We start from the raw sequence: 23713 nt of genomic DNA, 5'->3' as shown, positions 1-23713 counted from the left end.
GCCACGCGGGAGGGGCCGGGACGGGTGTCCCGGCCCCTCGGCGTCCTGCGGTCAGCTGCCCTCGCGCAGGCTGCTGGCCATGTCGGCGTCCATCTGGTGCATCTGGTCCTTGATCTGGCGGAACTGCTTGGCGAAGCCCTTGATGCCGTCCATGGCGGCCAGCAGGCTGGTGTTGAACTTGTCGTAGGCCTCCTGCATCGCCGGGCTGGACTGCTGGAACACCATGCCGTCGCCGAGCAGGTTGTTCACGTCGTTCTTGAGGTCGTTGAGCATCGGCACGATGTTGTCGCTGGCCGAGTCCAGGCGGGCCGAGGTGGCCTCGATCTTGTCGAAGTCCAGGGAGATGTTGGGCATGGTCGTCCTCTCAAGGGGGATGGTCGATACGGGTGTGCGCATCGTGCGGGTGGGCCTGGGGCCGGGTGGGCGTCGGCGCCGGCGTGCGGTCAGAACACCGGCGGGTAGGAGCCGTCGTCCGAGGAGTCCTCCGGCTTGCCGCCGCCGGTCTGCTGCCACTCCTGGCCCGGGCCGCCGCGGTGGTACTCGGTCTTCACGCCGTCGTTGTCGGTGACCGTCATGTCGCCGGTGCCGTCGTCGTGCAGATGGGTCTCGGCGTGGTTCTTGGTGCCGTCCGAGTACACGGTGTCGGTGGTGAAGGACTTGCCGTTGTCCGTGTAGCTGGTGGTGGAGGTGTAGGTCTGGCCGTCGTGGGTGACGGTCGTCTCCTCCTTGACCACGTTGTTGTTGCCGTCCAGGGTGAGATGGGTGTGGACCGAGCCGTTGGCGGTGTCGATGGTCTGGTCGACCGGCGGCGCGCCCGGGTCGGTGGCACTGCAGAACTCCGGCACCTTGCCGTGCTCGTCAGGGGTGCACTGGTCGGCGTGGGCGTTGCGGTAGTCCCAGGCGGACTTCCGGCCGCGCCAGGCGTCCAGCCCCATGTTGGCGCCCATCACCCCGAGGCCGTCGGAGATCTGCGCGTCCACGTCGAAGTAGCCGTCGGCGACGGCCCCGAAGACGTCGCCCAGTTGCTTGAGGTGGTCCACGGCCCGGTTCATCGGGTCCTTGGAGAGCCGGTAGAGGCTGCGGAACCCGTTGGTGACGTTCGGGTCGCCGAACACCGCCTGGGCGTCGCCCAGATTCCCCGAACCCAGCTGCGAGAAGACGCTGTTGGACAGGGTGGGGGAGATCCGGTCGGCCAGGTCGTGCAGGTCCTTGCGGGCCTCGTTGAGGATGCCGTAGTCCATCGCGAAGTCGGGCAAGAGGTCCCTCCGGTCGGGTAGCCGTGCTGCTCCGGCCTGACCACGTGCGGGAGGGGGCCGCGGTTCACCGCGCCCGCGCGTGCCGGCCGCCCGGCCGGGGGAACAGGCCCGTCCCGGCCCGGGTGAACAGGCCCGTAGCCGCCCGGTGAACCGCGCCGTGGCTTCGCACGTGGTCAGGCCGGGAGTGCTGTGCGCACGCCGGGGGAGTGCCCCGCCCGCCAGGCCGCGTACGGAGAGGACCCGAGATGGCCCAGCGTCCGACCGACTGGAGCGCGATCGGCCTGACCGCCGACCCCACCCCCGGGGACCCGGAGCGGATGGACGAGGTGCAGCGCTCGCTGGCCGACCTCGGGCGGGTGGCCAGGGAGATCGACGACGCGCTGGACGCGGTGCTCGACAAGACCGGGGACGGCGCCTTCGTCGGACAGACCGCGGACGCCCTCCGGGACAAGATCAGCGGCCCGCTGCGCGGCTTCGTGCAGTCCGTCGCCGACGCCTTCGAGAACTCCGCCCGGGCGCTCACCACGTACGCCGGCGTGGTCCGCGACCAGCAGTGGCGCGCCGACAACGCGCTCTCCCAGGGGCGCGGCCTGGCCAAGGACGACACCCGGCTGACCGAACTCGCGAGCACCGCCCGGGCCGCCGGCACCGCCCAGGACGAGGCCGGGCGGACGGCCGGCAGCGCGCTCAGCAGCGCGGCCCGGGGCATCAAGCAGCCGGTCTCCGACTGCGATCTCTTCTGGGAGGCCTTCCAGTGGCTGGCGATCGCACTGATCCTGCCGGCCCTGATCTTCGGCGGGCCGATCGCGCTGATCGCGATCGGCGTCAACCTGGCGATCTTCGTCAAGACCGCGGTGGACTTCGCCCAGGGCAAGGCCAGCGCGCTGGACCTCTTCCTCTCCGGCCTCGGCATGATCGCGCCGACCACCAAGGGCCTGCCGCTGCTCAAACTGATCAGTGCCGGGGCCAAGTTCACCTGGAAGGGCATCAAGGGCGTCGGCCAGGCGGTGGCCAACTTCTTCCGAGGCATGTTCACCGGCGGCGGGATGCACGGCTTCGCCTTCCTGCCCGGCCTGCGCGACTTCGCCTCGCTGACCGGCAACTGGGTGAAGTCCGGCGGCCTCTGGGTGCTGAACTCCGTCACCAAGCTGCCCAACTGGGCCGGCATGACCTTCCGCGGCAGCGGCCTCGCCGTCATCAACGGCATCAAGGCGATCCCCGGGCTGGTCCGCGGCCTGCCCGCCGGGCTCGGCCGGTTCGGCACCGCCTCCTGGAACTTCGCCCGCGCCGAACTCGGCGGCACCAAGTGGCTGCGGCTGGTGCTCCCGGTGGACGCGGCCGAGATCGGCCAGTACGGGCTGCGCGGCGCGCTGCGGATCGGGTTCGTGGAGCGCGGCGTGCTGGGCAAGTTCCGGTTCGGCGCGCCGATCCTGGGCACCGCCGGCCGGACGGCGGCGGCGATCCCGGTGCCGCCGCCGCTGCACCAGGTGGACGCCCTGGTGGACCTGCCGCGCGCGGACCTCGCCAAGATCCGGCTCGGCGACTGGTCGGGCCCGCGCGGCCTGGAGCTGCCGCACCTGGAGCCGGGCGGCCTCGGTCTGGGCTTCTCCCGCCCGCCGACCTTCGGCGTGCACAGCGGCTTCGCCGACCAGCTCTCGCTCGCTCCGCACGCGGTACGGCAGTTGGACGCCTTGCTGGACACCCCGGTGCGCGAGCTGCACGCCGTCCGGATGGGCGACTGGGCCAATCTGACGGTCACCCCGAGCGGCCTGCACCTGGACACCGGCCTCGGCGTCAGCGCGCACACCCCCGTCGGCGCCGGCAACCTGGCCGGCCACGCCGGCAGCCCCGGCACCCTGCACCTGCCGGGGACGCTCGGCAGCACGCACCCCGTGACCCCGGCCGCCCATCTCACCGACAGCCTCGGTGCCGGTACGGGCACCGTCCACCTGCCGGCCCTGCAGACCCAGACGGTGGGCCTGCTGCACCAGCCGGGCACCGCCGTGAACGGGCTCGGCACCGTCGGCACCGCAGGCACGGGCGCGCTGCACACCGCCGCCCCGCACGTTCCGGCGGTGCACACGGCCGACCTGCTCGCCCCGGCGAACGGCATCCACCCGGCGACCACCGTGCACCCGGCCGTGAACCTGAGCCCGAGCGCCGGCGTCCACCCCGGCGGCGCGTTCACCCCGGTCACCACCGCGCCCGCCACCACCGTGCACGGCCTCGGCCAGATCGGCTCGCCCGGGGCGCAACTGCACGGTGCGATGGACCTGCTGGCCACCGGCTCGCCGCTGAACCGGGCCGACGCCCCGGTCTTCAGCACCGGCGGCCACCTGGGGGAGCACCGCACCCAGGCGCTGACGGCTCATCAGGTCAACATCCATCTCTCGGAGTTCGCCCCGCCCCGGGCCGTCACGGCGCCGCCCGCCGTGCTGCCGGGCGTGCACGCCCCCGGCGTCGGAGCCGGCGCCGTCACCCGGATCGACGAGGCGCTCGGCCTGCTGGACCACGGCGGCCACGGCCTCACCCCGCCCCCGGTCACGTCCGCCGTGCAGCCCCCCGCCGCCCACACCCCGGGCCTGACCGCCCACACTCCGCCCCCGCTGGTCCAGGCCCCGCTCGTGCAGGCCCCGCCGGTGCACCCGTCGTCGGCCGCGGCGGCCCCGCACGGCGCAGGCGCCGCCCCCGGCAGGCTGACGGGCGCCCAGCTCGACCAGCTCTGGCGGCAGCAGAGCGACCGCGTGGTCGCCCTGTTCGGCGCAGCCGACGACCCGGCCCGCGCCGCCAAGCTCCAGGCCTGGCAGGAACTCACCCTGGCCCGGCACGAGTTCGGCAAGGCCGAGCGGCTGCTCGCCGACCTGGACGCCCGTCCGGGCTCCGGCTCCCGGCCGAGCCCCGTCCGGATCCACGCCCAGGCCTCGGTGGACGTCGCCGCGCAGCGCCTCGACGAGAGCCTGGACCGGCTCGGCGCACTCGGAGTCGACCCGGCCCGGATGGACCAGGACCTCGCCCGGCTCAGCGCTGACAGCCTGCGCGAGCGCCCCCGGCTGCTCGGCGGCTCCGGCGGCTCCCAGGCCATGCCGCAGCTCAACCCGCAGCCGGTGCCGCAGGTCCTCGTCCAGGCCGCGCCCCCGCCACCGGTGCTGCTCCCGCTGGCGGACGGCGCGGCGGCGGGCCCGAACGGCTGGCGGATCGAGACCACCGTCACCCCCGGCGGGCCGGTCCACCGGATGCTGGACGCGCACAACGTCCCCGACCCGCTCATGCAGCCGGTGTCCCGGCCCGGCGGCGGCTTCGACGTGCACAACGCCCACCTGGGCAGCACCGCGAGCTACGACGGCACCGGCCGGCTGGTCGCCGAGGAGATCCCGCTGGGCGGCCTGGACGGTGCACCCACCGGCCAGTGGGTGCACACCGACTTCGACGGTCACGGCGCCCCGACCCACGAGGTGCGCGACGCCACCGGCCCGCTGCCGCTGAACGTCACCGCCCGGCCCACCGGCGGCTTCGACCTGCGCGACCCGCTCACCGGCGGGCACCGCGGCTTCGACCAGGGCGGCGCCCTGGTCGAGGAGGGCCGCCCGCTGCTCGACGCGGGCGGTACCCGGGTCGGCCCCGTCCTGGTGCTGTCCCACGACAACGGCACGCTCACCCACACCCTGGCGGGCCCCGGCGGACACCGGCTGGACGTGCTGCCCGGCGGCGCCGGCCTGCGGGTCACCCACCCGGTCACCGGCCGGTCCGTCCACGTCGACGTGCAGGGCCGGTTCCTGGACGAGGGCCTGGCGCTCGGCGACGGCGCGGGTCTGCGCGGGGCCCGGTTCGCGGTGCCGGACGGCGTGGGCGGCCATGTGCTGACCGACGCCGCCGGCACCCGGCTGGCGCAGCCGGTCACCACCCTGCCCGACGGCACGGTCCGGATCACGGACGCCGCCACCGGTGTCTCGGTCCGCCACGGCGCGGACGGCCTGCGGGTGGAGTCCGGCCTGTCGCTGGCCGACGCCGCCGGAGTCCGGGGCGGCCACTTCCTGGTGGACGGCGCCCCGCACCGGATCACCGACGCCGCGGGCCGGCCGAACGGCCTGACCGCCGACCAGCTGGCCGGCGGCGGCTGGCGGGTCACCGACCCGCACACCGGTGTCTCCACCCGCTACACCCCGCAGGGCGGCTTCGCCGAGCAGGGCCTGGCGCTCGGCGACGGCGCGGGTCTGCGCGGGGCCCGGTTCGCGGTGCCGGACGGTACCGGCGGTCATGTGCTGACCGACGCGGCCGGCACCCGGCTGCCGCAGCCGGTCACCACCCTGCCCGACGGCACGGTCCGGATCACGGACGCCGCCACCGGTGCCTCGGTCCGCCACGGCGCGGACGGCCTGCGGGTGGAGACCGGCCTGTCGCTGGCCGACGCCGGGGGCCTGCGCGGTGCCCGGTTCGCGGTGCCGGACGGCGCCGGCGGCCACCTGCTCACCGACATCACGGGGGCCCGTCTGCCGGAGCGGGTGGTGGCCCACCCGGGCGGCGGGTTCCGGGTCGAGCGGCCGCCCACCGCCCCGGGCGGCGGCCTGCGCTACGAACGGCACGGCGCGGACGGCACGCTGGACGCCCGCGGGCAGCAGCTGCTGGACGCGGGCGGGGTGCAGGTCGGCCACCTGGAGCGCCCGGTCGGCGGCCCGGCCCACCCGTTGGCCCCCGCTCCGCACTGGCTGGACGGCGGGTTCCGGCCCGACCCCCGGCGGGTCGTCACCGCGGACGGCACCGGGTTCCGGGTCGGTGACCTCGACGGCGGCCACCAGGTCTTCGACGACGCCGGCCGGCTCACCGACGACGCGACCCGGCTGCGCGGACCGGGCGGCGCCCCGGTCGACCGGTGGGTGGTGGCGCACACCCCGCAGGGCGGTCCGCGGACCCTGACCGTGGTGGACGCCACCGACGCCCCGCTGCCGCACCTGACGGTCACCGAACGTCCCGGCGGCGTCCGCCAGATCACCGACACCACGGCCGGCGGCGACTTCGTGCGGCACGGCGCGGACGGCAGCAGGCTGGAGGCCGGCACCTCGCTGCGCGGCCCGGACGGCAACCCGAACGGGACCTTCGCGGTGGTCCCCGAGCCGAATCCGGCCGGCGTCCGGATGCCCGGCCGGCTGGAGGACGCGGCCGGTACGGCGGTGCCGCACCGGATCGTCACCGTCCGCGCGGACGGTGGCCTCCAGGTCACCTTCGACCGCCCGGGCGGCCCCCGGGACGGCGAGTTCACCGCCTACGACCCCAACGGCGGCGCCGTCACCCACCAGGGCGTCAACGTGCTGGACGGCGGCCGCCGCACCGACCACCAGTACGTCATCGACCACACCCCGGCCGCCGGGGCCACCTGGAGCCGGCAGCCGCACCCGGCCGCCGCGCACCCCGCCCCGGCGGCCGGCACCGGCGCCTTCCACCACGGCCGGGTCGAGATCACCGGCAACGGCGGCCGGATCCGGCTGCTCGGCTCGACGTACACGCCGGTGGAGGTGTTCGAGCGCCGGGTGCTGCCCGGCGGCGGTGTGCTGGACGCCTACCGCCGCACCGACACCATCTCCTTCGGCGACCTCAACCGCCGGACCGGCTGGGCCCACTGGGACGACACCGGAGCGCTGGCCGGGCACGGCACCCGCCGCTACGACACCTCCGGCTTCGGCTGGCGGGACGTCGACCACCGGGGCACCACCGTGCACGAGTACCGGGACGGCCTGCAGAAGACCGGCGGGGTGGCCGGCCACACCTTCGCCGTCCGGGGCGCCGGCGGCCGCTGGACCTGGCACCGCTTCGACGGCGCCGGCACGGAGCTGGCGCACGGCCCGCGGACCCCGCACCGGGACGGCGGCTGGACCGACCGGCTGGCCGACAACACCCTCGTCCAGAAGCAGTACGGGATGGCGCACGGCCCGGACAAGGCCGGCCACTTCCAGGAGCACACCTGGCGGGCCGGCGTCCAGCACACCTGGGAGCGGCAGTCCCCGCACGGCAAGGAGGTCGGCAAGCGCGAGGTGCTGACCACCGACCAGGGCGTGCTGGTCACCTCCCGGTGGTCCGAGCAGCGCCCGCCGGTCTGGGTGCGCGACCGGCTGGTGCACGCCGGCACCCCGCAGGGCGCCGCCGCCCACCTGGCGACCGACACCCGCTTCCAGACCTTCCACTGGAACAAGACCGGCGGGGTGAACGCGGGCGGCGTGCACGCCGTCGGCGGGGTGCGCTACGTCGCCATGGACGGCGCGCTGGTCGACCTCGGCGCCGACGGCCGGTTCGTCCGCTCGACCGTCAAACTGCACAGCGGCAACACCCTCAAGGTCGGCGACCACGCCACCCCGCCGGGCCACCCGCCGACCGACCCGGCGCACATCCCCTGGGAGGAGCCCGGCCGCCGCGGCTACCGGGCCGACCTGCCCCCGGCGCCCGGCGGCGGAGCGAACCGGCCGATCTGGCAGGACCGGTTCCAGGACCCGGCCGGCGGCTGGGTGGTGGCCCGCGAGGGCTTCGCGGACGGCTCGGTCCGCGAGTACCGGGTGCCGCCGCAGGTGAACCCGGCGACCGGTCAGGTCAACGGGCGCCTCGACAACCCCTGGGTGCAGCGCGACGCGCACGGCAACCTGACCGGCACCCACGACACCTGGAGCGACGCGCACGGCAACCCGACGCGGATCACCGGCACCGGCCGCCCCGACTCGGCGCGCTGGCACTGGACGGCCACCGACCACCTCGGCAACGTGACCACCGGCAACCGGACGGTCTTCCGCGGCTCCGACGACCCCCGGCTGCCCTGGGACGACTCCTTCCGCGACTTCGACGGCGCCGGCGCCCTCGTCCGCGAGCGGAACATGCTGGACGGCGGCCGGTGGACCGACTCCTGGCGGGGCACCGCGCCCGGCGGCGGCGAGCGCTGGTTCACCCGGAAGTACGGGCCGGGCGGTGCCGTCGTCGACTACGGCGCCGGGCAGCAGGTCCGCCGCTGGTGGAACGGCACCACCCGGGCCTGGGAGGACGGTTGGCACGCCGGCGCCCGGCACTTCCGGGACGAGTTCCGGCCGGCCGGCGGCGGCCCGGCCCTCACCGTCCGCGAGGTGCCCCCGCACCTGGCGCTCGGCGACGGACCGCTGCGGGTGCGCGAGTACGTGCCGGGCGGCGGCGCGCCGCATCCGGCCGGCGCCTGGAAGGAGTTCGACCACGGCGCGGTCGTCCGCGAGCGCAAGCCGCTCGGCGACGGCACCTTCCTGGAGAAGGACGCCTGGCGCAGCCAGTGGCGCCGCTACGACGGCAACGGGCGGATCGTCGCCCAGCGCACCGACAGCGGCCTGGTCTGGGAGAGCACCCCGGGCGGCGGCCTGCGGGTCACCGGCAACGAGTACGACTTCCGCGGCCCGCTCACCGAGATCCGCGGATTCGGCCGGCGGATCCGCGAGGCCAACCGGCTGCCCTGGGGCGACTCGGTCTCGGTGCGCGTCCCGCGGATGCAGAACGCGCTGGACGGCGTTCCGGGGCTGCCCGCCGCGGCCGGCGGCCGGGTGCCGCTCGGCGAGGCGCTCTACCAGCCGTACTGGAAGGTGCTGGCGAAGAAGGTCGCGCTGGAGTTCGGCCAGGAGTTCATCCTGGAGTTCGGCGCCAACCTGGCCGTCAACGGGATCGTGGCGGCGGCCAACCATAAGCAGTTCACCGGCAAGGACGCCCTGAAGGCCTTCGCCAACGCGGCGGTCGGCGCGGGCGTCAAGAGCCTGGTCAGCACCGGGATGCACGAGATCCGCGGCTCCTTCACCGGCGGGCCCAAGTCGGTGCTCGGCAACGTGGACGGCGGCAAGCACGAGTTCCGCCGGCCCAACAACCACGACAAGAACTGGTCCAACGAGTGGGCCGGCAACGAGACCCCGACCCGCTGGCGCGGCGGCACCTACGACTTCTTCTACAACGCGGCCCTCGGCGGCGTGGTCGGCTGGGTCAACGGCTCGATGAACGCCGCCGTCTGGGGCGTCACCGGTGCCGACGGCAAGACCCACGTGCTGAGCGGGATGGACGCCTTCCTGGACGGCGGCATCGCCGGCCTGGCCGGGCTCACCACCGCGAGCAGCGCCGCGCTGGCCAAGAACGCCGTGATCATGGGCGGCGGCAGCCGGTTCTTCCACCGGCAGGGCTTCGGCGAGTTCTGGCTCCAGTTGCCCTTCAAGATCTTCGAGAAGACCGTCACCTCGCTCTGGCTGACCAACGCCTACCGGGCGAGCATCAACCCCCCGTGGTACCGCAACCCGCTCCCGCCGGCCCCCGGCCCGCAGCAAGGACAGAACCCCTGATGGATCGTCGGACCACCCGTCAGAGCGTCGCCCGGCCGGCCGAGCAGCCGACCCGGATCCACGCCGTCGGCCCGCGCGGGCGCGGCGCCCACCGCCAGATCGGCGACGCCCTGCGGGCCGCCGTCCCGGGCGACACCGTGGTGGTGGACCCCGGCCGCTACGAGGAGGCGGTGGTCCTGGAGCGCCGGGTGGTGCTGGTCGCCCGCCAGGGCTCCGGCACCGTGGTGCTGGCCGCCCCCGCCGGCGCCGGCCCGGCCCTCACCGTCCAGGGGCCGGACTGCCTGGTCCGCAGCCTGGACATCGAGGCCGCCGACCCGGGCGAGCCCGCGGTCAGCGTCGCCCCCGGCGCAGGCGTGGTGCTCGCCCACTGCACCGTGCGCGGCGGCCGGATCGAGGTCCGCGGACCGGAGCGCGCCGAGCAGGACGGACAAGGCGAGCAGGACGACGCGCAGGGCACCTCCGCCGTCCTGCTGCGGCACTGCCGGCTGGAGGGCGCCCGGCTGGCGGCGCTGCGGCTGTCCGGCGGCGCCCGGGTCCGGGCCGAGGACACCGTGATCACCACCGTCGACGGCACCGGCGTGGTGCTGTCCGGCACCGCGCGGCTGGACGCCGTCCGGCTGCGCCTGGAGTCCACCACCGGCTCGGGCATCCGGCTGCGCGGCCGCTCCCGGCTGCGCCTCGGCGACTCGGCGCTGCACCGGACCGGCCGCGCCGGGCTGCTGCTGGAGGACGCCTCCCGGGCCACCGCCGACGGCACCCGGGTGGAGTCGGCCGGAGCCGCCGGCGTGCAGGTCACCGGCTCCGCCAGGGCCGAACTCGCCGACTGCCGGATCGGCGGCGCCGGCGCCAGCGCCCTGGTGGTGCAGGACGAGGGCCGCCTGGTCGCCCGCGGCTGCACCGTCCGGGAGCCGGCCGCCAACGGGCTGCTCGCCACCGGCTCCGCCCGCGCCGAACTCACCGACTGCCGGCTGGACGACTGCGCCTTCAGCGCCCTGCACCTCTCCGGCGACGCCGACGGCACCCTCACCGACTCCCGGGTCCGCGGCGGCGCCGAGCACGGCGTGCACCTGGCCGGCCGGGCCCGCGCCGTCCTCACCGACTGCGCCGTCAGCGGGGTCACCATGGCCGGCGTGGCGGTCACCGAGGAGTCCGCCGCGACCGTCACCGGCTGCCGGATCTCCGCCGCCGACACCGGGGTCACCGTCTCCTCCCCGGCAGGCTCCCGGATCGCCCACTCGACCGTCATCGCGACCGTCCGAAGCGGCCTGGAGATCGGCCCGGGCGCCAAGGCCGAACTCCTCGGCAACCGGGTGGCCGGCGCCGGCGCGGCCGGGATCCTGCTGGACACCGGCTCCGAGGTCACCGTGGAGGGCGGCACCGTGGAGGGCAGCGCCGGCTCCGGCCTGGTGGTGTGGACGGGCGCCCGCCCCAAGGTCAGCGGCCTGCGGATCGAGGGCGCCGGCAAGAACGGCATCTACTTCGCCCAGGACTCCGGCGGCCTGCTCACCTCCTGCGACGTGGTCCGCTCCGCCTTCCCCGCCCTGCACCTGGCCGCCGGCGCCGGCCCCCGGCTGCGCCGCTGCCGGGTGCTGGACTGTGCCGAGGCGCTGGGCGGCGAGGAGGGCGCGGCGCCCGTGTTCGAGGAGTGCGACCTCGGCGACCGCCCGGCGCCGCCGTCCGCCGCGCCGGCCCCCTTCGGGCTGCCAGCCGGGGCCCCCGTGCCGCCGCTCGCCGCCCTGACCCCGGCCGGGCCGCCGCCCGAGGTGGCCGAGGAGCACCTGGACGACCTGCTGGCGGAGCTCGGCACCCTGGTCGGCCTCGACCGGGTCAAGCACGACGTGCACTCCATGGTGAAGCTGATGCAGGCGGTACGGCTGCGCGAGGAGGCCGGCCTGCCCGCCCCGCCGCTCAGCCGCCACCTGGTCTTCGCCGGCAACCCCGGCACCGGCAAGACCACCGTCGCCCGGCTCTACGGCCGGCTGCTGAAGGCGCTCGGCCTGCTGCGCCAGGGCCACCTGGTGGAGGTCGACCGCAGCGCGCTGGTCGGCGAGTACGTCGGCCACACCGGGCCGCGGACGGCCGCCGCCTTCAACCGGGCGCTCGGCGGGGTGCTGTTCATCGACGAGGCGTACTCGCTGGTGCCCGCCGCCGGCGGCCACGACTTCGGCCTGGAGGCGGTCGCCACCCTGGTCAAGCTGATGGAGGACCACCGCGACGACGTGGTGGTGATCGCCGCCGGCTACCCGGCCGACATGGCCCGCTTCATCGGCTCCAACCCGGGCCTGTCCTCGCGCTTCACCCGCACCCTGCTCTTCGAGGACTACCAGGCGGCCGACCTGGTGGCGATCGTCGAGCACCAGGCGCAGGAGCACCGGTACGAGCTGACCGCGACGGCCCGGGAGCGGCTGCTGCGCCACTTCGAGACCGTCCCGCGCGAGGCCGGCTTCGGCAACGGCCGCTCGGCCCGCCAGACGTTCCAGGAGATGACCGAGCGGCAGGCCCAGCGGATGGCGGAACTCGGCAACCCCACCCCCGGTCAGCTCACCGCGCTGGAGGCGGAGGACCTGCCGCCGCTCGGCTGACCCGCTGCCGCCCCGGCCGCCGCCCCGTCGGGCGGTGGCCGTTCAGGGCAGGTCACCGGTCGCCGGAGGGCACCAGCATCCGGCCGAAGTCCCGCAACCCGGCCTGCGGCATGTACGCCCGGGTCAGCGCCACGCCGATCCGGGGCAGGTCCGCCTCGTCCCGGTAGACCAGGTGCATCGGCTCGTGCACGGGCTGGAACTTGGCCTTGAAGGAGTGCAGCGAACGGAACCCGTAGTACGGCTCCAGCGCCGCTCCCAGCTGGTCCAGGAACCGCTCCAGCGGACTGTCGGCGGTGCTCGCCCCGCGCGCCAGCGGCGCCCCGGACAGCGACAGGAAGGTCGCGCCGTCCTCCCGCACGGCCAGGCAGGTGGACGCGATGAGGAACTCCACCACCGGGCGGAAGGCCCCCTGCTTGCGCCGGCGCATCACGTCCAGCGTCCAGCCGACCGGCGTGCCGCCCTCGCCGTAGACCGGCATCCACGAGGTGACCCCGTGCACCTGTCCGTCCGGGTCGATCGCCAGTCCCACCCGGACCTCCCGGTCCAGCGCCTCCTCCACCCCGCCGAGGGTGAAGCCCATCTCGGGCAGGCCCATGTCGCTCACCCACTCCTCGGAGATGGCCCGGACCTGCGCCACCACCTTGGCGGGCTCGTCGGCAAGCGCGCCGAGCCGGTACTCCATGCCCTCCTTCTTGGCCCGGTTCAGCGCCGTCCGGACGTCCTGCCAGGACTTGCCGCGGAACTCCAGCCCCTCCAGCTCGATCACGGTGTCCTCGGCCACCTGCACGTGCTGCCAGCCCATCCCCTCGGCGGCCACCGCGGTCCGCTCCGAGGCGGAGAACAGGCACGGCACCACCCCGGACGCGTCGCACATGCCGGCGAACTCCGTCAGCGCCCGGTTCCGGTCGTCCGGACGCCCGACCGGGTCGCCCAGCGCGACGGCCACCCGGGCGTGCGTGCGGTAGGCCACGTAGGCCCGCCCGTCCGCGGCCGACAGGTAGGAGTTGTCCCGCCAGGTGGTCATCCAGGAGAGATTGCCGCCGCCGTACCGCTTCAGCAGCGCGGTTGCGCCGGCGCGGTCCAGGCCGCCCTTGGCGGCAGCCTTGCGCCGCTTGCGCCGCGAGGGCGCGCGGAACGCGTCCCGGGCGCCGATCAGCAGCACCAGCTCCATCGTCCAGATCACCGCCTGCGGCAGCAGCACCGGCAGCCCGGTCACCTCCACGTCCGCGTCGGTGGTCACCGAGAGCACCAGCACCACCGCGGCCAGCAGGCCGACCAGCACGTTGAGGACGGCGAACCCCACCGTCCAGCGCCAGGCCAGCCGGCTGCCCCGGCGCAGCCCGTTCACCAGCAGCGCGATGAACACCAGGCTGACGGCCAGGCCCAGGTGCGAGTCGGAGAGGCCGTGGGTGTCGCCGAGCGGGCCGTAGCCGGGCGCGAGCCAGACCACGATCTGGGTGACCGCGACGATCACCAGACCGGTCACCGCCCCCAGCCGCCACTCCCGCCGGCTCGGCGGACCGGTGCCCGCCGCGCGGTCCCCGGCCAGCCGCCGCCCGACGGCCAGGCCCAGCACCACCGCCAGGAAGTGCTCGACGTCGCTCACCGTGCCGGAGTACAGCAGCCAGATCACCGCGAAGGCGATCAGCGCGGCCCGCAGCCGGCTCCGCCAGGGCGCCCGCATGGCAGCCGAGGCCGCCGCGGCGGCCGCCAGCGCGCCTGCCGAGAAGCCGGTGTCCAGGTCGTGCGACAGGGCCTCGGCCCAGTCCCAGCCGCTCTGGCGCAGCGCCAGCAGCAGGGCGGCGCAGCCGAGCGTGGCGGCGAGCTGCCCGGCGCAGCAGATCAGCGCGGCACGGGCGGTGCCGAGCCGCCACTCCGTCCAGCCGACCAGCAGCGCCAGCCCGATCAGGACGAGCAGGTACACCACGGGGTCGGAGGCGAAGAAGGCACCGGTGACGAAGGTCCACAGGCGCCCGGCGGTCAGCGAGGGGGTGCCGTACGCCACCTGCGGGTACCAGGACTTGTCCTCGGCGGACGTCCACAGTGTGCCGCTGGCGAGCGCGACCAGCAGGACGGCCACGCAGACCCCGCAGGTGAACGGGAGCCGGGTCACGAGCGCCACGGCCCGCCCGCGGAACCGGTCGACCCCGGTCGGGGCGGCCTCCGACGGGGCGCCGGCCTCCTCCTCGGGCGGCCGCTTCTGCTGCTCGGGCTGTTGTCCGGCCTGCTTCCGGGAGGCCTGCTGCTTCTGGGAGGCCTGCTGATTCCGGGCGGCCGGCTGCTTCGCGGAGGGAGGCTGCGAGGACTGCTTCCGGGCCGGTTGCCGGGCCGGCTGCTCGGGCGACGGCTGCTGCGACGCCGGTCGTGGTGGCGCCTCCTCCCGTGAGCTCTGCTCCTGTGACGCCTGCCTCGACCGAGCGCCGTCGGCGTTCTCCATCGTTGCTGTCACCCGCCTCCGGCGCGTGTCCCGCGGCGCGGCCGGAAGGCCGGGCCCGCAGGCCTGTCCATGCACCTATCGTTGCCGGTCGGCGGGGGCGGCGCGACTTCGGCGGCCCGGGCCGCCGGCGCGGCCCCGGGCGGTGCGGGGCCGGGCCCGCAGGGTCCGGGCGAAGCCCCCGTGCAGGTCCGTGCCGCCGTGCAGGTCCGTTCCCCCGCGCAGGTCCGTGCCGCCGTGCCAGGCCGGTCCGCCGGCCCGCGGCGGCGCAGGCCCCGGCCCGGTCCCCCTTCGGCCACCGGGCCGGTCAGGTCATTTTCGGCGGGGCCGGACGTGGCGGGCGGCGGGTGTCTTTGTGAGCATCCTGGTGAGGAATGCGGCCACCCCGGTGCGGCGGCGGCAGGACGGGAAGAAGGAGGGGATGTTCGGTGACAGCGTTTCGGTGACGGCGTACCTGCGACGGCGGCTCAAGGACCCGGTGGTGGTCCTGACGGTCCGTGCGACGGTGGCGGCGACGCTCTCCTACGCCGTCGCGCTGCAGCTGAGCAGCGAGCCGGCGCCGCTGACCGCGCCGCTGACCGCCCTGCTGGTCGTCCAGGTCACCCTCTACTCCACGCTGACCACCAGCATCCGCCGGGTGAACTCGGTGGTGGTCGGGGTGCTGATCGCGATCGGGTTCAGCTCCGTGATGGGCCTGTCCTGGTGGAGCCTGGGCCTGATCATCCTGGCCTCGCTGACGATCGGGCAGTTCGTCCGGGTCGACGAGTTCGTCAACGAGGTGGCGATCAGCGCCATGCTGGTGCTCGGCGTGACCCGGCTCGCCACCCAGGCCTGGGACCGGGTGCTGGAGACCCTGATCGGCGCCGGGGTGGGCCTGCTCTTCAACCTGGTGTTCGCCCCGCCGGTCTGGGTGGACACGGCCGGCGAGTCGATCGAGGACCTGGCCCGCCGGGCCCGCCACCTGCTGCTGCGGATCGCCGAGGAGTTGGGCGGCCCGACCCCCGTCGAGCAGGCCGCGGCCCGGCTGCACGAGGCCCGCAAGCTCGACCAGGCCATCGCCGACGTGGACGCGGCCCTGCGGCAGGCGGAGGACAGCCTGCGCCTCAACCCGAGGATCTCCGAGGGCCTGCTCTCCCGGCTGGTGCTCCGGACGGGGCTGGACACTCTGGAGATCTGCGTGGTCGTGGTGCGGGTGCTGGCCCGCTCGCTGACCGACCTGGCGAAGCGCCGGGGGGAGGACGAGCGGCTGTTCCCGCCGGATGTGGCGCTGGCGCTGGAGGAGTTGCTCACCCACATCGGCGGCGCGCTGGTGAGTTTCGCGGTGCTGGTGTCGACGCAGGTCAGCAGCAACGCCGAGGAGGCCGAGGACCGGCTGGCGGCCGAGCTGTCGGCGGCCTGGGGCAGTCGCGAGCGGGTCGCGCAGATGCTGCTGCGGCGGGTCCAGGAGCACCCGGAGGCCTGGCAGTTGCACGGTTCGCTGCTGGCCGAGATCGATCGCATCCTGGACGAACTGGACCTGGAGCACCGCGGCCGGCGGCTGATGGAGGAGCTGGACCGGGCCTCGGTCGCCAACCGCGAGCGCTTCACCCGGCTGGGCCGGCTCCGGCGTTTCGCCCGCGGCGAGGGCTGAGCACGGGCGGGCCGTCGTGTGCGGGCCGGGTGAAGATTCCGCCAGGCGCGTCGAGCGTGGTGCGGCGGGCTCGGGGCCGTCCGTGTTCGTCCTGTCCCGCACGCTCCGACCGGGGTCGTTTCACGATGCAAAACGCTACAGTTGGCGCGGGCCGGGAGGTCCACTCCCGGCGGGGCAGCGGCATATGACGCTTTGACGGAACATGCAATTGGTCCAGACCAATGCTCTATGCTGACGGAGCGCAGCGAAGTGCTCGCACTGCGTAGAAGCCACCGGTGGGGAGGCGCTCTGCCATGCTCGAAACATCCGAACTCCACGGCACGTCCGGCAAGAACCGTTACCAGGTCATCGCCCAGCACCTGCGGGCCGAGATCCACAGCGGCCGGATCCCGGCCGGCACCCGGCTGCCGGCCGAGCGGACCCTCGCGGCCACCTGGAGCGTCAACCGCCAGACCGTCCGTGCCGCACTGCGCGAACTGCGGGACCAGGGGCTGGTGGAGAGCCATCCCACCGGGACCTACGCCAGGGCCGGCACGGACGACTCGCCGAACCCTCCGGGGATGACCTTCCCCGGCTCGATGGTCGTCCCGCACGAGGACGTGGTGACGGTCTTCCGCACCCACTTCGCCACCCCGGCCGGTGACGTCGCCGCCGTGCTCGGAATCCCGCCGGACGAGCCGGCCCTCGCGCACCAGCAGCGCGTGCACGACGCGGACGGGCTGCTGCTGCAGGACTCCCGCTCCCACTTCGCGCCCGAGCTGATCGCCGAACTGCCGGAGCTCGAACGCGCCGCCGGCACCGGCCAGGAGAGCGACCTGACCGGACTCTACGGCTGGATGATCGGCGCCGGACTGCGGCCGACCCGCTACGACCGGATCAACGTCCTGCCGAGCGACGGCGACGTGCCGCACCTCGCCGTCCGCCGGGTGGTCCACGACCACATCGGGCGCCCGCTGGCGATCACGGACTTCCGGGTGGTGGCGGCGCACGCCGAGTTGGAGTACCGCACCTCGCCGCTGGACGCCCTGCAGGTCCGCCCCCGGTCGGCGGCCCCGGTCCGGGCCGCCGACGCCCTCGCGCCGCTGCGCCTGAGCGGCCAGGAGCGGGCGGCGCTGCTGGCCTGGCTGCAGCCGGGGGCCCGGAGCGAGTCGCTGGCCCAGCGCGCCCGGATCGTGCTGGCCTGCGACGACGCGGCGGCCGGCGGCGCTCCGGTGGCCGCCGCCGTCGTCGCGCGGCGCGCGCAGTGCTCGAAGGCGGCCGTGGAGGAGTGGCACGGACGCTTCCTGGAGAAGCGGGTGGAGGGCCTGCTGCCCAGGCGCGGCCGGGGCCGCCCGCGCAGTGTGACGGACGCGCAGGTCGCCGACGTGCTGGCCAGGACCCTGCACGACACGCCCCCGGACGCCCCGCGCTGGACCAAGCAGCTGATGGCGGCGCAGGCCGGCCTCTCCGCCTCGACGATCAGCCGGATCTGGCGGGCCCACGGGGTCAGCCCCGCCTCGGCCGCGTCCGCCCGGCCCGTACCGGCGGTGGGGGCCACCGCCCGTCGGGTGGGGGCGGCCGCGACCTGAGCGCCGCCGCCCTGGCAGCGGGCGCCCGCCCGTTCGGTGGGCACCCGCTCCCGGAGGTGCGCCGGACCTGCGCGGCAAGTGCACCGGACGGGGTCGGGAGCCGGCAGGGCGCGCGCCCTGCCGCACCGTGCCCAGCCCCCCGGCGCGCGCGACGTCGGACGGTCGGGCGCTTTACCGGCCGCTCTGGGTAGGGTGGCCCGGCTCACGCTCGCCGGACGGGGTACGGGCCCGAACCCGGCGGCCCGCACCGATGCATGGAGAAACACACGGCATGGCACCCACGGACGACCACTCCCTCTCCGGCCAGAGCATCGGCGAGAGCGAGGGCGAAGCACGCACGGCCCGATGGGAGTTCATGCGGACCGAGGCCGGCAGCGCGGCCGTCCTGCTGGTGGCCACGATCGCGGCGCTGATCTGGGCGAACGCCGCTCCCGGGTCCTACCGGGCGTTCTGGGAGACCCATCTGGCGATCGACCTCGGCGGCCACGGCGTCGCGCTGGACCTGCGGGAGTGGGTCAACAGCGGCCTGATGACGCTGTTCTTCTTCGTGGTCGGGCTGGAGGCGCGCCGCGAGTTCGACATGGGCGAACTGCGCGAACGCCGGCACCTCACCCTGCCGCTGCTCGCCGGCCTCAGCGGCATGCTCGCCCCGGTGGCGATCTACCTGGCGGTCAACGCCGGGCAGTCGTCCACCCACGGCTGGGGCGCGGCGATGTCCACCGACACGGCCTTCGCCCTCGGCATGCTCGCCCTGCTGGGCAACCGGCTCCCCGGACGCCTGCGGACCTTCATCCTCACCGTGGCCGTGGTGGACGACTTCGTGGCTCTGGGCGTCATCGCGGTCTTCTACAGCGACCGGATCGTCCTGCCGGCGCTGCTGGTCGCGGCCGGGGTCCTGGTGCTCGTCCTGCTGATGCGGGCCCAGGGCGTGCGCAGCGGCGCCGCCTACGCGGTGCTCGGCGCGGTGGCCTGGGTGGCGCTGCTGAAGTCCGGGGTGGACCCGGTGGTGATCGGCTTGCTGCTGGGGCTGCTGACCCTGGCGTACCCGGCCACCCGGGACGACCTGGAGCGCGCCAGCGGCCTCTTCCGGTCCTTCCGCGAGCAGCCCACCCCCGAGCTGGAGCGCTCCGCCCGCCGGGGGATCGCCTCGGCGATCTCGCCGAACGAGCGGCTGCAGCGCGCCATCCACCCGTGGAGCAGCTATGTGATCGTCCCGCTGTTCGCCCTCGCCAACGCCGGCATCACCCTCGACGCCGACCTGCTGGGGCGGGCCGCCACCTCCCCGATCACCCTCGGCATCCTGCTGGGCTACCTGCTCGGCAAGCCGCTCGGCATCGTCGGGGTCTCCTGGCTGGCCACCCGGATGAGCGGCGGCCGCACCCGCCCGCCGATCGGCTGGGGCTCCGTGGCGGCCGGCGGCACCATCGCCGGCGTCGGCTTCACCGTCTCGCTGCTGATCGCCACCCTGGCCTTCGCGGGCGACCAGCTGGACGAGGCCAAGGCCGGGGTGCTGGCCGCCGTGCTCTGCGCCTTCACCGCGACCTGGCTGATCTCCTGGGTGCTCGGCCGGCTCCCGCAGCCGCTGCGGGCCCGCGCCCTGCTGGGCACCGCCGAGGGCATCGTCGACCTGGCGACACCGGTCGATCCGGCCTACGACCATGTCCGGGGCCCGTTCGACGCCCCGGTCACCGTGGTCGAGTACGGGGACTTCGAGTGCCCCTACTGCGGCCAGGCGGAGCCGGTGGTCCGCGACCTGCTGGCCGACTTCGGCGACGTCCGCTATGTCTGGCGCCACCTGCCGCTCACCGACGTCCACCCGCACGCCCAGCTGGCCGCGGTGGCGGCCGAGGCGGCCGCCGAGCAGGGCGCCTTCTGGGCCGTCCGGGACCTCCTGCTCGAACGGCAGGACGCCCTGAAGCCGCGGGACCTGCTCCGCTACGCCGACGAGCTGGGCCTGGACGTGGAGCGCTTCCGCGAAGCGCTGCGCGCCGACCGCGGGGCCGAGCGGGTCGCCCGGGACGTCGAGTCGGCGGATCTGAGCGGTGTCTCCGGGACGCCCACCTTCTTCATCAACGGGCGGCGCCACCACGGTGCGTACGACATCGCCACGTTGTCCGCCGCCGTCCGTTCGGCCAAGGACCGCACGACGGCGCGCCGGGGGCGTCGCGAGGAGCGCTGACCCGCAGGGCGAGGGCGCGCCCGGCGCGGCACGAGGACGGGCGCCGGCCCGGGGCACCGATCTCGCGGTGGCCGGCCGGCGCCCGTCGGCGCGTCCGGGTCAGTGCTTGCCGGCGTCCTTGATCTTCTCGACCGCCTGCTTGAGGTCGCTCTTGATCTGGGTGCCCTTCCCCTCGGCCTCCAGCCCGCGGTCACCGGTGGCCTTCCCGACGGTCTCCTTGGCCTTGCCGCCGGCCTTCTCGGCGAGGTTGTCGGCCTTGTCCTTCATACCCATGGCGTTCTCCTCTCGACGGGCGGCGGCCGAGGCGGCCCACCTTCCCGGTCAGGCGCCTGCCCGGCTTCCCCGGTTCCATGCGCCGCTGCGCCGGCCGGTTATTCGTGTACGGGTGTTTCCGGTTCTCCGGCTGCCCCTCCCGGCCGCGGGGCCGCTGCGCCCGGGCTACGGGGTGGGCGGCGGCGCCGGGTCGGGGTCGGGCTTCGGCGGGACGGGCGGCGGCAGCGGGTCCGGCAGGTCCGGGCCCGGCGGCGGGCCCGAGGCGGGGCGGGGCCCGGTGACCGGGTCCGAGGGGGCGTGAGCGCTCATCGCGGATCCCTCCTGGTTCCTGCGGCCGCCGGCCGGCCCCGAGACCGGCCCGCGGCTCTCAACAGGGCGCCTACCCGGGCGGCGCGGGCCCCTAACGGATTCGCCGGGCCGTGCGGCGGGCCGGGCCGCCGGGGCACCCGGACCTGGACCGTCCGGCCCGTCCCGGATGCGGATCGGGACCGTCCTGGGTTGACTTCCGACCAGGACCGCGCGGGCTGCCCGGGCGGCGTGGCCGGGTACCGGGACGAAAGGCTGGCGGATGGGCGCGAGGAGCGAGTTCGACGGCTGGGACATCCACCGGTCCGGCCCGGCCGGCGCCGCCCACCGGGTGCTGCTGCTACCGGGCGCCCTCTGCACGACGGTGTTCCTGGAGGACGTGACCTCCCAACCCGTGCTGGCCGAGGCGGGCGTCGCCGTGCTGGCCGTGACCCTGCCCGGATTCGGGCGGACCGCCACCCCCGAGGACCTTTCCGTCGAGAACTACGCACGGCTGGTGGGCGGCCTGGCCGCCGAACTCGGCTGCGACCTGGTGGCCGGCCACAGTCTGGGGGCGACCGTCGCGATGGAGATGGCGATGACCGGCGGGTTCGGCGGTCCCGTGCTGCTGCTGGACCCGAGCTTCTCCCGGGAGGACGAGGCCCAGGACCTGGCGCAGCTCGACCGGATCGGCCGGGTGCCCGGCCTCGGCGCCCTGGCCTGGGCGGCGATGCTCAGGCTGGTGCCCCGGACGATGGAGGACAGCTTCCCGCCCGGGCGCCGCGCGGCCCTCTCCGCGGACCTGCGGAACAACGCCCCCGGGGTCTGCCGCCGCCTGGTCCGGCAGTACTTCGCGTACCTGGACCGCCAGGGCTCGCTGGCGGCCCGGCTGCGCGAGTCCGGGGCCCGGGCCTGGATATCCCGGGGGGACCGTACGGAGATCGGGCTCACCGAGCACGAGCGGCGCGCCCTGGAGGCCGGCCCGAACATCAGGCTGATCACCGTGCCGGACTCCGGCCACATGGTGGTCACCGAGCAGCCCGCCCGGGTCGCGCAGCTGATCCTCGACATGCTCGGCGTGCCCCCGGGGCGCTGACCCCCACCGGACCGGTTCCCGCGGGCCGGCGGCCGCGCCGGCGGAGGTTTACCGATGGGGGCGGGGGCAGACGCGGGGTGTGCGGCCGCGCCACCGAGCAGCGGCCGATCGCCCAGGCCCCGGGTCCCCTCCCCGGGGCCTGGCGGCTGTGACGAGGGGGACCGGAGGAGACTGACCCGTGCAGATCTGGAGTGTCGTGCGCCCGCTGGCCGTGGTGGTCATGGTCCTGGTGGTGGTCCTGGGACTCGACCGGCTGATGGACCGGGCCCTCGGGCGGTTCGCCGTCAGACGCCCGGGCTCCGTCCTGCTGTCGCTGCTGCGCCGCTGCCGGATGCCGTTCCTGGCGGCGGCGGTCGCCGTCCTGCTGCTCACCGGCGAGCCCGCCATGCGGCTGGCGGACGGTCTGCGCCCGGTGGTGCGGCACGCCCTCCTGCTGGCCGTCCTGGTGACCTGCGGATGGCTGACCGCGCGGGTCGTCTCGCTGCTGATCGACACCGGTCTGCGCAGCTACGCCACCGACCGGCGCGACCCGGCCCGGATCCGGCGGGTCCGGACCCAGGCCGGGCTGATGGGCCGGATCTGCGACGCGGGCATCGCGGTGGTCACCCTGGCCGCCGTCCTGATGACCTTCCCCGCCGTCCGGGCGGTCGGCACCAGCCTGCTGGCCTCGGCCGGGCTGGTCGGCCTGGTGGTCGGTGTCGCGGCCCAGAGCACGCTGGCGAACCTCTTCGCGGGGATCCAGCTGGCCTTCGGCGACATGGTCCGGATCGGGGACGTGGTGGTCGTCGCGGGGGAGTGGGGGACGGTCGAGGAGATCACCCTGACCTCGGTGGTGATCGCCACCTGGGACCAGCGGCGGATCGTGATGCCGGTCTCCTACTTCGCCGGCAAGCCCTTCGAGAACTGGTCCCGCGGCGGCTCCGGGATCACCGGGACGGCGGTTCTCCACCTGGACCACAGCACGCCGGTCGCCGAGCTGCGGGCGGAGTTCGCGCGCAGGCTGGCGGGCAACGAGCGGTGGGACGGCGAGGGCTGGGCGCTCCAGGTGGTCGACACCACCGCGACGACCGTGGTGGTCAGGCTGCTGATGACGGCGCGCAACGGCGAGGACGCCTTCGAGCTGCGCTGCTGGGCCCGGGAGGAGCTGATCGGCTACCTGCGCGAGCAGCACCCGTACGCCCTGCCCAAGGTCACGCTGGCCGGCGCCGCCGGCCGGCCGGACGAGCACGGGCAGGAGACCGGCGACGGACCGGACGCGAGGGTGGGGGAGACTCCCCCCGGCGATCACCGGGCTCGCCCGCACGTCGGCCCGCAGGCCGCCGCGCCCGACGGGCCGACGGCCGGGCGGACGCGCTCCCGGGCGGGCCGGGCGGACGGCCGCTGAGGCCGCGTCGCGTCGCGTCGGGCGGCGCCCGCAAGGCCGTGGCCGTCCCCGGCCGGGTCAGCGGCGGGCGAACCATGTCATGGTGACGTGGTTGTCGAAGGAGGTCCGGTCGGTGACCTCGAAGAGCGTGGGGCTGAAGTCCCCGTTGAAGACCGGGATCCCGGATCCGGCGACCACGGGGTAGCTCTTGATGATCAACTCGTCGATCTCGGGCAGCAGCGCCCCGGCGAGCAGGCCGCCGCCGCAGAGCCAGATGTCCTGGCCGTCCTCCCGCTTGAGTTCGCGGACCAGGGCGAGCGGGTCGGCGGCGACCACGGTCACCGCCGGGTCGGTGTCCGGTGCGAGCGTGCTCGACACGACGTACTGGCGCAGGTGGGCGTACGGGCTGGGGAAGCCCGCGTCCAGGCCGGGGCGGTAGCTGCCGAGCCCCATCAGCACGGTGTCGAAGCGCTGGTTCGGGGCGTCCGTCAGGCCGTGGGCGGCGCGCAGGAAGCCGGGCAGCGTCTCGGGGTAGCGGGCGTTGGTCCACCCGGCGTAGTCGGCGGCCTGCTTCTCGTCGCCGAGCGGGAAGAAGTCGTACTCGCCGCCGGGGCCGGCGATGTACCCGTCGAGGGTGACGGCGACGTAGTACACGAGCTTTCGCATTCAGATGACTCCGTCTGTAGTACTCTGTTTGAAGTGGTTCAACCGTAGTACTACGAATGGAGTGGTGTC

At 75.1% G+C, this 23713-nt stretch carries 13 protein-coding genes; 7 read left to right on the top strand and 6 right to left on the bottom strand.

What is annotated here, in order from left to right; translation table 11 throughout:
• Nucleotides 1-51 precede the first annotated feature (51 nt).
• Nucleotides 52-354, bottom strand: a complete 303-nt coding sequence (locus J2S46_RS04270; protein WP_073926773.1) for a WXG100 family type VII secretion target — start codon at nucleotides 352-354, stop codon at nucleotides 52-54.
• 89 nt (nucleotides 355-443) lie between these two features.
• Complete coding sequence (locus J2S46_RS04265) at nucleotides 444-1256, bottom strand: hypothetical protein (RefSeq protein WP_191293568.1); 813 nt, start codon at nucleotides 1254-1256, stop codon at nucleotides 444-446.
• A 245-nt stretch (nucleotides 1257-1501) separates the two neighbouring features.
• Between J2S46_RS04265 and J2S46_RS04260 the strand changes: the two genes are divergently transcribed.
• Complete coding sequence (locus J2S46_RS04260) at nucleotides 1502-9568, top strand: putative T7SS-secreted protein (protein WP_191293567.1); 8067 nt, start codon at nucleotides 1502-1504, stop codon at nucleotides 9566-9568.
• Nucleotides 9568-12150 carry a right-handed parallel beta-helix repeat-containing protein gene (locus tag J2S46_RS04255; protein WP_191293565.1) on the top strand — a complete coding sequence of 861 codons (2583 nt, stop codon included), beginning with the start codon at nucleotides 9568-9570 and terminating at the stop codon, nucleotides 12148-12150. Before J2S46_RS04260 ends, J2S46_RS04255 begins: the two co-directional genes overlap by 1 nt.
• A gap of 52 nt (nucleotides 12151-12202) precedes the next feature.
• Here J2S46_RS04255 and J2S46_RS04250 read toward each other — a convergent pair whose 3' ends face one another.
• Nucleotides 12203-14599, bottom strand: coding sequence for a bifunctional lysylphosphatidylglycerol flippase/synthetase MprF (locus J2S46_RS04250; protein WP_229913257.1), 2397 nt, complete (start codon nucleotides 14597-14599; stop codon nucleotides 12203-12205).
• Nucleotides 14600-15005: 406 nt separating this feature from the next.
• Between J2S46_RS04250 and J2S46_RS04245 the strand changes: the two genes are divergently transcribed.
• From J2S46_RS04245 to nhaA, 3 genes are all read left to right on the top strand, one after another.
• Complete coding sequence (locus J2S46_RS04245; protein ID WP_191293597.1) at nucleotides 15006-16214, top strand: FUSC family protein; 1209 nt, start codon at nucleotides 15006-15008, stop codon at nucleotides 16212-16214.
• 293 nt (nucleotides 16215-16507) lie between these two features.
• Nucleotides 16508-17782, top strand: coding sequence for a GntR family transcriptional regulator (locus J2S46_RS04240; protein WP_191293564.1), 1275 nt, complete (start codon nucleotides 16508-16510; stop codon nucleotides 17780-17782).
• A gap of 271 nt (nucleotides 17783-18053) precedes the next feature.
• Nucleotides 18054-19961, top strand: a complete 1908-nt coding sequence (nhaA, locus tag J2S46_RS04235; RefSeq protein ID WP_191293562.1) for a Na+/H+ antiporter NhaA — start codon at nucleotides 18054-18056, stop codon at nucleotides 19959-19961.
• Nucleotides 19962-20060: 99 nt separating this feature from the next.
• Here the strand turns inward: nhaA and J2S46_RS04230 are convergent, their stop codons facing one another.
• Together J2S46_RS04230 and J2S46_RS04225 are read right to left on the bottom strand one after the other, a co-directional pair.
• Entirely contained in the window at nucleotides 20061-20234 is a 174-nt protein-coding gene (locus J2S46_RS04230; RefSeq protein WP_191293561.1) for a CsbD family protein, read from the bottom strand.
• 165 nt (nucleotides 20235-20399) lie between these two features.
• Nucleotides 20400-20543, bottom strand: coding sequence for a hypothetical protein (locus tag J2S46_RS04225; RefSeq protein WP_191293559.1), 144 nt, complete (start codon nucleotides 20541-20543; stop codon nucleotides 20400-20402).
• Between the two features lie 259 nt (nucleotides 20544-20802).
• Between J2S46_RS04225 and J2S46_RS04220 the strand changes: the two genes are divergently transcribed.
• Nucleotides 20803-21615 (top strand): alpha/beta fold hydrolase, encoded by an 813-nt coding sequence (locus J2S46_RS04220; RefSeq protein WP_191293558.1) that lies wholly within the window; start codon nucleotides 20803-20805, stop codon nucleotides 21613-21615.
• Nucleotides 21616-21793: 178 nt separating this feature from the next.
• Nucleotides 21794-22999 (top strand): mechanosensitive ion channel family protein, encoded by a 1206-nt coding sequence (locus J2S46_RS04215; RefSeq protein ID WP_229913256.1) that lies wholly within the window; start codon nucleotides 21794-21796, stop codon nucleotides 22997-22999.
• Nucleotides 23000-23056: 57 nt separating this feature from the next.
• On the opposite strand, the gene J2S46_RS04210 is transcribed toward J2S46_RS04215, so the two are convergent.
• Nucleotides 23057-23644: a dihydrofolate reductase family protein gene (locus tag J2S46_RS04210; protein WP_191293556.1), complete on the bottom strand. Its 588-nt coding sequence runs from the start codon at nucleotides 23642-23644 to the stop codon at nucleotides 23057-23059.
• Between the last annotated feature and the right edge of the window lie 69 nt (nucleotides 23645-23713).

The organism is Kitasatospora herbaricolor, from assembly GCF_030813695.1.
In the GTDB taxonomy this organism is placed as follows: domain Bacteria; phylum Actinomycetota; class Actinomycetes; order Streptomycetales; family Streptomycetaceae; genus Kitasatospora; species Kitasatospora herbaricolor.
Note: the sequence above shows the minus strand (reverse complement) of the source record. Positions and strands in the feature narration are given on the sequence as shown.

Excerpts from the sequence above, each read along its gene's own strand:
- J2S46_RS04230 (WP_191293561.1), bottom strand. The coding sequence starts at position 20,234 with ATGGGTATGAAGGACAAGGCCGACAACCTCGCCGAGAAGGCCGGCGGC.
- J2S46_RS04220 (WP_191293558.1), top strand. The coding sequence starts at position 20,803 with ATGGGCGCGAGGAGCGAGTTCGACGGCTGGGACATCCACCGGTCCGGC.
- J2S46_RS04245 (WP_191293597.1), top strand. The coding sequence starts at position 15,006 with ATGTTCGGTGACAGCGTTTCGGTGACGGCGTACCTGCGACGGCGGCTC.
- J2S46_RS04210 (WP_191293556.1), bottom strand. The coding sequence starts at position 23,644 with ATGCGAAAGCTCGTGTACTACGTCGCCGTCACCCTCGACGGGTACATC.
- J2S46_RS04240 (WP_191293564.1), top strand. The coding sequence starts at position 16,508 with ATGCTCGAAACATCCGAACTCCACGGCACGTCCGGCAAGAACCGTTAC.
- nhaA (WP_191293562.1), top strand. The coding sequence starts at position 18,054 with ATGGCACCCACGGACGACCACTCCCTCTCCGGCCAGAGCATCGGCGAG.
- J2S46_RS04270 (WP_073926773.1), bottom strand. The coding sequence starts at position 354 with ATGCCCAACATCTCCCTGGACTTCGACAAGATCGAGGCCACCTCGGCC.
- J2S46_RS04225 (WP_191293559.1), bottom strand. The coding sequence starts at position 20,543 with ATGAGCGCTCACGCCCCCTCGGACCCGGTCACCGGGCCCCGCCCCGCC.
- J2S46_RS04260 (WP_191293567.1), top strand. The coding sequence starts at position 1,502 with ATGGCCCAGCGTCCGACCGACTGGAGCGCGATCGGCCTGACCGCCGAC.
- J2S46_RS04255 (WP_191293565.1), top strand. The coding sequence starts at position 9,568 with ATGGATCGTCGGACCACCCGTCAGAGCGTCGCCCGGCCGGCCGAGCAG.